General features: G+C 58.4%; 10 protein-coding genes and 1 tRNA gene. 4 read left to right on the top strand and 7 right to left on the bottom strand.

Annotation, left to right across the window (positions count from 1 at the left end):
• Positions 1-1,123 precede the first annotated feature (1,123 nt).
• From MP439_02635 to gnd, 3 genes are all read left to right on the top strand, one after another.
• On the top strand, positions 1,124-1,519 hold the full coding sequence (locus tag MP439_02635; GenBank protein ID MCI2974955.1) for a lipopolysaccharide assembly protein LapA domain-containing protein: 396 nt from the start codon (positions 1,124-1,126) through the stop codon (positions 1,517-1,519).
• A 624-nt stretch (positions 1,520-2,143) separates the two neighbouring features.
• Positions 2,144-3,334, top strand: a complete 1,191-nt coding sequence (locus tag MP439_02630; GenBank protein ID MCI2974954.1) for a CoA transferase — start codon at positions 2,144-2,146, stop codon at positions 3,332-3,334.
• Positions 3,335-3,500: 166 nt separating this feature from the next.
• Complete coding sequence (gnd, locus tag MP439_02625; GenBank protein ID MCI2974953.1) at positions 3,501-4,523, top strand: decarboxylating 6-phosphogluconate dehydrogenase; 1,023 nt, start codon at positions 3,501-3,503, stop codon at positions 4,521-4,523.
• Here the strand turns inward: gnd and MP439_02620 are convergent.
• The 6 genes from MP439_02620 to fabD all read right to left on the bottom strand — a co-directional run bounded on the left by MP439_02620 (position 4,520) and on the right by fabD (position 10,666).
• Positions 4,520-6,139 carry an AarF/UbiB family protein gene (locus tag MP439_02620; GenBank protein ID MCI2974952.1) on the bottom strand — a complete coding sequence of 540 codons (1,620 nt, stop codon included), beginning with the start codon at positions 6,137-6,139 and terminating at the stop codon, positions 4,520-4,522. The genes gnd and MP439_02620 overlap by 4 nt on opposite strands.
• 57 nt (positions 6,140-6,196) lie before the next feature.
• Positions 6,197-7,399: a beta-ketoacyl-ACP synthase II gene (locus tag MP439_02615; protein ID MCI2974951.1), complete on the bottom strand. Its 1,203-nt coding sequence runs from the start codon at positions 7,397-7,399 to the stop codon at positions 6,197-6,199.
• Positions 7,396-7,638 (bottom strand): acyl carrier protein, encoded by a 243-nt coding sequence (gene acpP, locus MP439_02610; GenBank protein MCI2974950.1) that lies wholly within the window; start codon positions 7,636-7,638, stop codon positions 7,396-7,398. Before acpP ends, MP439_02615 begins: the two co-directional genes overlap by 4 nt.
• A 72-nt stretch (positions 7,639-7,710) precedes the next feature.
• Complete coding sequence (gene fabG / locus MP439_02605; GenBank protein ID MCI2974949.1) at positions 7,711-8,421, bottom strand: 3-oxoacyl-ACP reductase FabG; 711 nt, start codon at positions 8,419-8,421, stop codon at positions 7,711-7,713.
• Complete coding sequence (locus MP439_02600; protein MCI2974948.1) at positions 8,418-9,341, bottom strand: ketoacyl-ACP synthase III; 924 nt, start codon at positions 9,339-9,341, stop codon at positions 8,418-8,420. The genes fabG and MP439_02600 overlap by 4 nt, the downstream gene beginning before the upstream one ends.
• A 119-nt stretch (positions 9,342-9,460) precedes the next feature.
• Entirely contained in the window at positions 9,461-10,666 is a 1,206-nt protein-coding gene (gene fabD, locus MP439_02595) for an ACP S-malonyltransferase (GenBank protein MCI2974947.1), read from the bottom strand.
• Positions 10,667-10,795: 129 nt separating this feature from the next.
• Here fabD and MP439_02590 point away from each other — a divergent pair.
• Positions 10,796-10,878 (top strand) — tRNA-Leu (locus tag MP439_02590).
• 578 nt (positions 10,879-11,456) lie between these two features.
• Here the strand turns inward: MP439_02590 and MP439_02585 are convergent.
• Positions 11,457-12,110 carry an MBL fold metallo-hydrolase gene (locus tag MP439_02585; protein MCI2974946.1) on the bottom strand — a complete coding sequence of 218 codons (654 nt, stop codon included), beginning with the start codon at positions 12,108-12,110 and terminating at the stop codon, positions 11,457-11,459.
• Positions 12,111-12,215: the final 105 nt, after the last annotated feature.

The raw sequence follows: 12,215 nt of genomic DNA, 5'->3' as shown, positions 1-12,215 counted from the left end.
TCGGCCGGTTGAGATGCGATAGGCAACTGGCGTGGTGGGTGGCGGATTGTGCCTTTGAACTAGGTCGCTCATGCTGACGGCGGGTGCTGGGGCCACCCGCCGTCGTGCCCTGAATTGTCGTTCCCCCATTGCATGGGCACCCCAGCAGATGGTTGTATTGCCAAAGATCAGGCACTCAGGTGAGGTCTTCGCACGGCGGGGTATCGAGCTGGTGCGCCAGATATAGTTGGCCAGCTTGGTTGCCATGGAGCTCAGGGCTGCTGGACGCCTCGACATCTCTGTTTCTGGGGGTTCTGTCCCAGCGTACTCCACCGTATTGGCCCTAAAACACACTATCGTCGTGGCGTAGCCGGTGAACGGATACCATCGTTCGCTCTTGGGGTACCTGTTGCTTGCGGGGGTTAAGAGTCCATCGGACGGGCATGCCCTTGGGCGAACGATTCTTGCACACGCGTCGATGCAGATGAGTCGGTGCCTTGACCCCTTGGGCTATACAGGAGCCGGGTGATCAAGACTATGGGCTTCGGTTAAGCATGATGCAGTGAGGGTTCGTGCTGTTGCACACTGTAGGCACCGCGCTTTGGATAAGGGTACTAGGGCGACAGGTTCGCATGAGCTAGCGCAGGCAATGGTGCGCAGTAACCCTCGTGGTAATGGCGAGAACCCGGCCCGTCGGAGGTGTTCGATCTTGGAGTTACCATCCCTTGGTGAACTTGGCACTCCTTGGGAGGAGCGCCGCACCCATGACTTGGTTCGCAATTCTTAGCTCGTTGCTCGCTTATGTTCGTACTGACTTCATATCTCTGCGGTGTATCTGCACGAGATCGCAGACCCTGAGTGTGGCCAAGAGAGTCACCTTAGCAGCGTCACACTAGGAGGGTTGTGATGCCAGTGCTTGCACACTAGGGTATCGATACTGATACCAAATGAGTTTCTCGAGGCGACGGTACTGACTCGCAACGTCGTGTTGCTATTGACCAGAAAGAGAAGCCGATAGGTCGTTGCTCGTGTTGCTAAGTGTCATTTGGGGTTCGTGCACCGGCCAGCAGGGCAGAGCCGCCGCATTTCTCACGGCCTGGCTGTGTGGGCGTTTTGTTGGTCGGAACTGGTTAGGCTGAAGTCCATGGAGCACAGTAGCGAAGACTATCCGCAAGGTATTGGGGAACCCGATCCAGTGAGCGAAGAGCGTCGCGAGAGTGAGGTAGCACCGTCCGGAGAGTTGGATAATTTGGTCCGGCATGGGCACGATCCACGGTCAACCCGTACATCGAGGGTTTGGATTGGTTCTGTTGTTGGACTTATTGTGTTGATTGCAATTCTGGTTTTCATTCTTCAGAATCTGGCGACGGTAACTATTCATTTTCCTGGCGCTACGACGCACATGCCTGTGGGGATTGCGATTCTCTTTGGCGTCATTCTTGGTGGGTTACTGGTGTTCGTTTTGAGTTTGGCTCGCGTGTTGCAACTGCGACGAGGTATGAGTCGAATACGGCGTGCAGAACATAGTTCGGGTTCTTAGTTCGCACCTCGTTGTCAAGTGATCATTCCGAGGTCCATGTTGTGGCCTTGTGGTGAGCAGCTGACGTGGCTTGCGCGATGGGTCACTCCGTTCGTGTCTCATATCGTTCGATTGCCACACCGTTGGGGGCCAGTACGTTGTACTGTGCGCTGGCGGACGGGCGTGTACGGGAAGAGTCGCCACGACCAGGGGCTTATCGTCTGGCCGCCAGCGGTCTCCACCGTGGTGGAGAAGACACGGCAGCGTCCTGATACAAGTGCCAGGTCGTACCGGCATTCGAACGACGGCGTGAGCCGTTGCGCCATGGGGTGGAACCCTGATCATGGTGCGATTGCAGATGGACCGCCAGCCGGTGACTGACGCGCGCAACGAAACGTGACGTTGTCGATACCCCTTGGCAAGCTTGGCCTGTGAACGTTGGGGCGTCGCGTATTTTGCACGGTTTGCATGCCGAGTCCCGGAGGGAGCTAGATCGTGAAGGCCTCAGTTTTCTCGCAGCCGTTAGGTAATCGCGGCCGCATTGAAGGATAGTACTGCTATCGCAAAGGCCTTGGTGGCGAGTAGCTACCAGTTGGTGTGTGGTGGCCTTGTGGCGTCGATGCGAGGCGGTATAGGATACTGGTCGTGAATGACCCAGCGAACGACTCGATAGCCGATGAGCGTGCCGCTTCCCAGGGCCCGTTGTCGGGTTTGTTGGTGGCTGACTTCTCGCGGATTTTGGCTGGTCCATACGCGACGATGTTGCTTGGTGATCTTGGTGCCACCGTGATTAAGGTAGAAGGCCCAGCTGGTGATGATACCCGCACTTGGAAGCCCCCAGTTCGTGATGGAGTCTCAACGTACTACTTGGGGATCAATCGCAACAAGCGCTCGATCGTTTTGGACCTCCGTAACCCTGCTGACCTGGAGGTAGCCAAGAGGCTCGCGCTTGCGGCCGATATCATGGTCGAGAACTTCAAACCTGGGCAAATCGCCGGCTTTGGGCTTGGTTACGATGAACTGCGTGTCCAGAATCGGGGACTGATCTACGCTTCTATCTCAGGCTTTGGGACGCGATCCCCTGGTGCCGAGATGGTGGGTTACGATCTCATGATCCAAGCCATGTCCGGTTTGATGAGCTTGACCGGCGAGCCAGATGGGCCCGCGTATCGGGCAGGCATTTCGGTCATGGATATCATTGCTGGCTTGCATCTATCAATGGGGATCTTGGCGGCGCTGCATCAACGCACCCTATCCGGTGAGGGTCAAAAAGTTGAGGTGAGCTTGCTGGCTTCGGCCTTGTCGGGATTGGTCAATCACACCGCGGCGGTGACGATGGGGGGCGTTGTGCCGTTCCGGATGGGCAATGCACACCCAAGCCTTTACCCGTACGATCCCTTCCCAACGCAGGATGGAGAGCTGATCGTGATCGCCGCGAACGATGGCCAGTTTCGTAAGCTGACCGAAGTCCTTGGGGTTCCAGAGCTGGCTGATGACGAGAGATTTCGCCATAATGACTTGCGCACGGCCAACCGAATGATCCTTGGTCCACTCTTGAGCCAACGGCTCTTGACGAAGACATCCGACGAGTGGTTCGAGTTGTTAATGGCTGCCCGTGTCCCATGTGCTCCAATCGCAACCGTCGCCGAAGGGATCGAACTCGCCCGAAAGGTTGGTCTTGAGCCCACCGTCCGACTGGGCGGGGGTGCAGACGAGCTTGAGATGATCCGCAATCCCATCACCTTGTCTCAGACGCCGCCGACCTATCGCCATCTCCCTCCAGACCTCGATGCGGACGGCGATGCTATTCGCGCTTGGATTCTCGGCGGGCGTTAACCACCGTAAGGTTTATGGTTTGTGTCTGTTACGGGCTCGGTCAGTTTTTGGCGGCCCGGACGTGTCGCGGGGTGGACCGAGTGGCGGCCTAAGACCTGACGGCAGCCGTTGTGATGCCTGAGCGATCTTGGAGTAGGCTAGACACCAAACGTTGAAGGAGGACGGTGTGCAGCTTGGAATCGTAGGGCTTGGTCGGATGGGCTTGAATATGGGTTTGCGCCTGCGTGCTGGGGATGTCGACGTGATTGGATTTGATGCCTCAGCTAAGGCAAGAAAGACGGCGACCGACGAGGGACTCGTCTGTGCCGAGACCCTCAAGGAATTTGTCGAGAGGCTCTCGGCACCCCGCGCCGTCTGGCTCATGGTCCCGGCAGGCGTCACTGAGCAGGTTCTGGATGAGCTCGCAGCCGTGCTAGAACCAGATGATGTCGTCATCGATGGTGGGAACGGTTTTTATCGCGATGACCAGGTGCATGCTGCCAAACTCAAAGACCAAGGTATCCATCACATGGATGCTGGTACCAGCGGAGGTGTTTGGGGCCGCGAGCGCGGCTACTGTCTGATGGTGGGAGGCGAGCGCGAGGTGTTTGATCGCCTTGAGCCTATCTTTGCGGTCCTCGCACCGGGTGTCGGTACCACTCCGAGGACGGACGACTCGGTTGCACTCCGACCGTCCGAGCAAGGCTATCTCTACTGTGGTAATCACGGTGCGGGACATTTTGTCAAAATGGTACACAACGGTATCGAGTACGGCATGATGGCTTCTCTGGCCGAAGGCCTGGCAATCCTTGAGGCCGCAGATATCGGCAGTCGGGTCCAGGACGCGAGTGCTGAGGTCGCACCGTTGCATGATCCAAGCGCCTATCAATACGAAATCCCGGTTGCGGAGGTTGCTGAACTCTGGAGGCGCGGCAGTGTGGTGGCCTCATGGTTGCTCGACCTTGCTGCCGATGCGCTCCACCGGGACGCATCCCTTGAGGCTTTCAAGGGCCGGGTGTCGGACTCAGGGGAGGGGCGCTGGACGGTTAATGCCGCAATCGATGAAGGTATTCCTGCGCCGACGATCGCGGCATCGCTGTTTTCGCGCTTTGCCTCGCAAGGCTCTGGCGCCTACGGGGATCGGGTCCTTTCTGCTCTACGCAAGGAGTTCGGCGGCCATGACGAGCTGCCGGGGGGCTCGCAGGGCTAGCCCCGACGGCCCTGGCTCTGTTCCATACGTCGGCGGATCAGCTCGCGCCGCTCCTTGAGCTCCCGATAGCTCAGATGTTCGAGTTCGGCATCGACGCCTAGACTCGCTTTGAGTCCACCGAGATCGATGGCAGTGGGGGAGACTTGCATTCCAATGTCGGCCGAGATCTGGGCGCCGTAGCGGGTCATGAAGTACGAAGCGAGATAGGTGATCTCAGCGAAGAGGTCGATCTCTGGCGCGAGCGTTGCGAGTGACGAGTCGACGAAGATCATGTTCTTGACAAACAACATCAACTCCTTCGGCAAGCGGGCACCGTATCCCAGCAAGGCTTTGGTCAGCTCTTGGATTTCGGCAATCATCTCCTCGGGTCGCATTTGGGTGGGATCCTTGGCCGGCTCTTCGAGTCCAAGATCGTCGATGACCGCTTGAATGTCAGTGTCGGTGGGTAGCGCCCCGAGATCGATCAAGGCCTGAATTTGGGACTGAAGATCATTCATCGAGCCCCCCATGAGTAGTCGCAGGAATCCAAGGCGCTTGGCTTCGGAGAGTCTTCCGGTGATGCCGTAATCGAGCAGTACGACCTTGCCATCGTCACCAACTAGGAGATTACCGCCATGGAGATCACCATGGAACACTCCGTGGAGCATCGCCCCTTCGAGGAATGAGACGAGTGCGGCCCGCACGACGGCGGTTGTATCGATCCCTGCTTTGCGCATGCCGATAGCGTCGTCCCATTTAAAGCCACGTAGTCGTTCCATTACGAGTACCCGTCTGGTCACCAGGTTTGGGTGGGGCCGAGGGACGATGATGCTGCGCTGATCGGTGGCCGCTAGGACGCCGGCGATGTCAAGCATGTTGGCAGCCTCAAGACGGAAGTCAAGTTCTTCGACGATGGTCTCGGCAAAGAGCTCAACAAGGGCGGGTGGGTTTGCGAGCGCAGCGACCGGAATGCGACCGATGAGGTGGGGAGTAATCCAGCTCATCGCCGCCAGATCACGGCGAACAAGATCACTGACTTGGGACCGTTGGACCTTGACAGCGACGGGCTCTCCGGTCAGAAGGGTCGCAAAATAGACCTGAGCGATTGAGGCGGCGGCAACTGGCTTTTTGTCGAATGTCGCAAAGAAGTTTTCGAGCGGTCCGCCGAGGTCTTCCTCGATGGTGTTTTGTACCACGGTAAAATCTTCGGCTGGAACGCTATCGCGCAAGAGCCGGAACTCGTCCACCAGTTCTACAGGAAAGATTCCTTCGCCTGATGAGATGATTTGACCCAACTTGATATAGGTGGGACCCAAGTGCTCGAATGAACGGCGCAGACGACGTGAGAGGCCGCGACGAGACTCGCTTTTGCCACGCCGACGGTCAAGCAGGCGCCAACCGAGGAGGGCGACACCGAGGGAGATACCGGTTCCGATCACTCGCCGTGCTGGTGGGATGCGCCGCTGTCGCAGCAGGACGGGCACTTGAGCACGTGTACGCGCCCGCAACTGTTGGGTGGCGGGTAGCCACTCGAGGCGCTCCGGGTTGACGATCCACGGTTGCGCCAAGGAGAATGAACCGACCTTTGCATCGTCGGTTTCGAGGGTTCCAGGGTGGCTGGTTTCATCAGATGACATAGCCCCAGCCTACCCTGGCCCCCGTTGAATTATCGATGCGGTTTGGACGCCGATCGATTACGCCGGTGGCGGCCCAAAGACGATACAGGCGTTGTGACCTCCAAAGCCGAAGGAGTTCGATAGGATATGCCCAGCCGGGAGTGGTCGAGGATCCTTCATCACCACGTCGATGTCAACCTCTGGGTCAAGATCGACGGTGTTGGCGGTTGGAGGTATCAGCTGATGGGCAAAGGTTAGCGCCACGGCCACTGCTTCGAGTCCACCCGCGGCCCCAAGTGCGTGCCCAAGGGCACCTTTTACCGAGGTGACTGGAGGGTTCAACTCCTCAAACAGTGTCCGAATCGCCGTCGCCTCCGCGAGGTCATTCATCGGGGTCGATGTTCCGTGGGCGTTGATATGAGCGATGTCAGCCGTGGTAAGGCCAGCATCCTCGATCGCCATTGACATAGCGCTACGTGCCCCAACGCCGCCAGGTGCTGGTTGTGTGATGTGATAGGCATCAGCGGTCGAGGCGATGCCATCGATGGTGGCATAGATCCTCGCGCCACGCGCCTGCGCTTTGTCGAAGTCCTCAAGCACAAGGACGCCAGCTCCCTCTCCCATCACGAAGCCATCACGGTTTCGGTCAAATGGTCGGGAGATGTCAACCTTTGAGATGGCGGTCATGTTTGTGAAGCCTGCGGAGGCAGTTTTTGTGATAGCTGCTTCGGCTCCACCGGTAATAGCCATGTCGATCCGGCCGGTGGCGATCAGATGCGCCGCGTTGGCGATCGCGTGATTCGATGCCGCACATGCGGTCACCGACGTCTCGCAAGGACCTTGGTAGCCAAAGCGCATCGAGATCGATGCGGCGTTAGAGTTCGCCATCATCAGCGGAACAAGGAACGGTGACACCCGCGAGTATCCGCGGTCATGGCCAATAACCACCTGATTCTCAAGACTCTCAAGACCACCGACTCCGGTTCCCATCCAGACAGCGACACGCTCGGCTGGGTAGGTCGGATTGCCGGCGTCGTTGATCGCCATATCGGCAGCAGCGACTCCCATCTGGTTGTAACGATCGTGACGTCGAATCTCCTTGGCGTTGAGCCAGTTGGTGGGGTCAAAGCCCTCAGCTCGGCGGATCCCAGGTGGTGGGGGTGAGAGCAACCCCTGCCAGAAGCTCTCGAGATTCAGGCCTAGGCCCGATATCACCCCTAGCCCGGTGACCGCGACGCGGTGCGTGGCAAAGATCGGGTTGTCGCCGTAACTCAGCCTCATCCAAGCTTCCCGTAAACGAGATCAAAGGCCTTTCCGACCGTGTCAACACCCTCGAGTTCAGACTCGGGTACGGTGACCGAGAATTCGTCTTCAAGCGCCATAATTAACTCGACGAGATCGAGGGAGTCGGCATCGAGGTCGTCGGCGAAACTCGCTGACTCCACGACCTGATCCTTGTTGACACCTAGAACCTTGACGGTGCACTCGGTGAACTTCTCAAATGCCTCTTGTCGATCCATAGCGGTTGTTTTTCCTTTCTTCCTATTGACCTTGAAGGGACTATACCCTCCATGGTTCGAGTCTGGAGAGGGTTAAATACCCATCCCCAGTCCACCATCAACGGTGATAAGCGCGCCGTTGATGTAACTGGCCCCACTGGAGGCCAGAAACTGTACTACCGCACCGACTTCGTCGGGACGACCAACTCTGCCAAGCGGGATCTGTGATTCGATCTGGGTGCGCCGATTCTCGCCCGCTTCTGAGAGCAGTTGGGTATCGATTGCACCGGGGAGGATGACGTTGGCGGTGATGTTGCGTGACCCTAGTTCGCGAGCTACTGAGCGTGCAAATCCGATAAGTCCGGCCTTTGATGCTGCGTAATTGGTCTGGCCTGGCCCCCCGGTGAGCCCGACGATCGACGAAATGAAGATCAGTCGGCCCTGTCGCGCCCTCATCATCGACGGGAGCACTGCTTTCGTGAGTCGAAAGGCAGACGTCAGATTGGTGTTGAGCATCTCCTCAAATCGCGCGTCGTCCATCCGTGCAAGAAGCATGTCTCTGGTAGCTCCAGCGTTGGCAACCAAGACCTCGACGGGGCCCGAGCGAGCTTCGGCCTCTTTGATGGCGGCTTGGATTCCAGCGGCATCGGTGATGTCGAGCTGGACACTCGCACAACCGGCGAGCTCGACAGGAAGTGGCGTCCCATGGTAGGTTGCAGTGACGTCATGCCCATCGGCGACCAGACGCATGGCGCTCGCGAGTCCGATACCTGAGGCGGCACCGGTGACAAGAACGTGACTCATGGCAGTTCCCAACGAACTAGGGCGCTGGCCCACGTCATGCCGGCCCCAAAGCCGGTGAAGAGGACTAAGTCACCGTCTGCGAGTCGTCCAGCACCGGCAGCGTCGGCGAGCGCGAGCGGGATGGAACCCGACGAGGTGTTTCCGGTCTTGTCGAGCACCAAGGCAGTACGCTCCAGTGGAATCCCGAGGCGTTCGTTGGCTGCTTGGATGATGCGAAGGTTCGCCTGATGAGGCACCAAGAGGCCGACATCATCTCCGGTCACCCCGGCCTGCTTGAGCGCTCGTTGTGCCGACTCGAGCATCGCCCTGACTGCACGCTTGAAGACCTCTTGGCCCTCCATGTACATATAACCTCCGTGGTCGCAGTACAGGATGGGCCGTGCAGAGCCGTCGACGCCCAGGTCCCATCCGAGGAAGGTTTCGGCCTCGCTCGACTCGAGGACGACGGCCCCAGCACCATCGGCAAAGAGGACTGCGGTCGAACGGTCGTGCTGATCAGTGATCTTGGACAGCGTATCGGCGCCGATCACGAGGATCCGATGATATCCCATCTCGATGAGACCACGGGCGGTGACGAGAGCGTAGACATACCCGGCGCAGGCGGCATTGATGTCCATGCCAGCTCCGCTGGTCCCGAGTTGGAACGTCACTTCGGCCGAGGTGGCGGGGACGGTCTGATCTGGGGTGGTCGTTGAGAGGATGACAAAGTCAATATCGGCTGGTGTGAGACCCGCCGATGTGATTGCATTGCGACCAGCCTCAACGGCGAGCGATGTGGTCGTGCCTCCAAATCTGCGCTCTCGGATCCCGGTCCGCGAGGTAATCCATTCGTCGGAGGTATCGAGATATTTCTCAAATTCGGCGTTGGTGACGATACGCTCCGGCAAGGCTGACCCAAAGCCAGTGATGCGTGCTCCCATAGTGCCTCTCCATTTCAGTGTGGTTGACGATGCCGTAATTACTACGCAAGCGATGGTGCTTGGGGGTTGATGTTGTAGCGTTCACCGGGTCTTGTTCATGAGATGATGCTATGCAGCACCTACTCCTCCATAGAGCGCTGCGAATCGGTTGTGAGCCAGGCGATTGGTTGGCCCGCAGTGACGCGTTCCCCCGGGAGTGCGATCATCCCCTGAAGGGTTCCTGCAAACGGCGAACGAAGCTGCGTTTCACCGATGACACCGAGTAGATCGCCAACCGCGATCGGCCCTCCAGGCATACAGGCCGCTGCCTCAGGCTGAAAGACGCCGCTCGATGGCGCCACGACGAGGCGTTCGGTTCCATAGAGGCGCTCCCCCTGGTGGGACGTGGCCCAGTCATCCATCGGACCCTGAGCGGCAACTAGCGCGAGCAGTTTTTCGAGATCGGCTGGCGTGGCGACTGAGAGGACGCGCAATTCAGGTGCCGTGCGCTTTAAGAGGTTGGTTAGGACGCCACCGGGTCCGACCTCAAGCACGAGGCGCGGTTTGAGCTCCCGCAGATACTGAATCGTCTCTTCCCAGCGTACGGAATGGGTGAGTTGATCGGCGAGCAGCCCAGGCCACTCATCGGCATCGACGTGTTCGCGGGCGTCGACATTTGCGATCACCGGCACCTCGAGGTCGTAGAATTTGGTAGCGGTGATGGCCTTACTCAGCCGGTCGCGTGCCGCCTCCATGTAAGGCGAATGAAACGCGCCACCGACCTTCAGGCGCGTGACCCGCTTTACACCAAACTCCTTAGCCCGCTCCTCGACCTGGACAATGGCGTCATGGGTGCCTGAGAGCACGATTTGGGTGGACGAGTTATGGTTGGCGATCCAGAGGTCTCCCGGGATGCTGTCACAGATCGCGCGAGCCACATCTAGATCCGCCCCTAGAAGGGCCACCATCGCACCCGGCTGAGCCTCTGCGGCGACCGCCATGGCCTCACCTCGCTCTTGAACGAGCCGAAGGCCGGCGTCAAATGCGAGGCCACCGGCCGCGACCAGGGCCGCGTATTCACCGAGTGAGTGTCCGGCACACACCTGCGGGGCAACCCCAAGTCGCTCGACGGCGTCGAGAGCAACCATCGATAGGAGAAAAGTTGAGATTTGTGTGTTGCGGGTGATCTGGAGGGCATCGGAGTCGGCATCGGTGAGTAGATGGGTCAAGTCGCGATTGAGGACCGTACTCGCCTCTTCGACAAGCTCAAAGGACGGGTGGTCTGCCCAAGGGGCCCCCATGCCTGCCTGCTGTGATCCTTGCCCTGGAAAGACAAAGGCAATCATTGCCGCTCGTTACCTCCATAGCTCTCGGTGAGATCGTCACCAATCTTTCACCGTTTTGCTTTCAGTAGTTTTGATGTCGTTGCTCGCTGATTGGTTACACGTTGATGCTAGATTATGCTGGTTGCCCTAGCCCGGGTGGTGGAATGGTAGACACGGAGGCCTCAAAAGCCTCTGCTCGAAAGGGCGTGCGGGTTCGAGTCCCGCCCCGGGTACGCCGATGGGGCAGTTGCCGATACCTCGGTCGGCGATGCCATCGATTGGACGTCATTTGATTGGACGTTATCCCATCGCTCACTGCTTCTCCGCTGAGTTAGTAGCTTTGGGCTGTTGATCCGCTCAAGATTACTGGGCACACGTCTATCAGGACCTGGTACCAGAGGGGTTCCAACAGTTGTCAGAGCAATCTCCTGCAACGAGACATAATAAACGTACGTGAGTGGGCTCTGTCTCAAGTGGACGGTCCCTCGAGCGTGGTATTGAGCCGGCACATCGCCGGTCCCAGCGCACAGCGTTGTGAGCGCATGAGAAGCCGTGATTATGCTGGTTTAGGCTCTCTAGATGTTTGACGCTCTACGTTCGACAGGATATGACGATATGTTTGACTCAGGCCTGCATTGTGATGGTGGCGTTGGCGCCAATCTTCGGGTCACGGCACAAAGCCTTGGCGGCATCGGGCCACCAGCGTTGTATTTTTGCCGAGTGTTCGGGCGGTGGCTCGAGCCTGGTGGCCATCGTGGCGGTGTTCGAAGGCTTCAACACACCACGTTGATGTGTGTGACATGACGGCGCTCTAGAGCTGGCAAAGAAACGGGTTAGTAGTGCGTTCGTGCCCAATCGTTGTCGTCTCGCCGTGACCAGGAAAGACTCGTAGATCATCCGAAAGGGGGAGAATCTTATCCCTCATCGACTGCAGCAAGAGTTCGGCTGATCCGCCTGGCAAATCCGTTCGACCAATCGAGCCTCGGAAGAGGTGGTCACCGCTAAAAAGCATCTCCCCGTCCGGGTTCGTGACGAGAAGGCAGATGGATCCTGGGGTATGACCCGGGGTATGGATGGCTTTGATGAGAATGCCTGCGCCACGAACTGTATCTGCGTCCTCGAGGTCGCAGATGAGTTCAGGTTCTTGAAGATCCAGCCCGGTCGCTCTGAGCGCCTCTCGCAGCATGCCGCTAGCTCCAAGTGGATCGGTTAGATAGTGGGCATCCCCGCGATGGCGATAAACCGGTACGTTGGTGTAGTGTCGAGAGACCGTTGGGATACCACCGGTGTGATCGACGTGACCGTGGGTTGCAACGATCGCCTTGGGAGTCAAGTTGTGTTCCGTGATGAGGTCGACGATTGCTTGTGGGTCGGGTGGGCAGTCGATAACAACACACTCGTTGTTGTCGCCTGTGATGATCCAGGTGTTGGTTCCGGCGACCCAAAGCGAACGGCCAATGATCATCGTGCCTCCAGTGGCTCGGTGTAACAAATGGCACCTCCAGGGGTACCGACCGCCTAGTTTACTAGGGAGCAAGACGGTTTTGGTTAGGGAGATCACGAGGGCGCT

Origin of the sequence: Ferrimicrobium sp. (genome assembly GCA_022690815.1) — a bacterium.
Lineage (GTDB): Bacteria > Actinomycetota > Acidimicrobiia > Acidimicrobiales > Acidimicrobiaceae > Ferrimicrobium.
The sequence above is the reverse complement of the archived record's forward strand: the minus strand, read 5'-3'. Positions and strand labels throughout refer to the sequence as shown.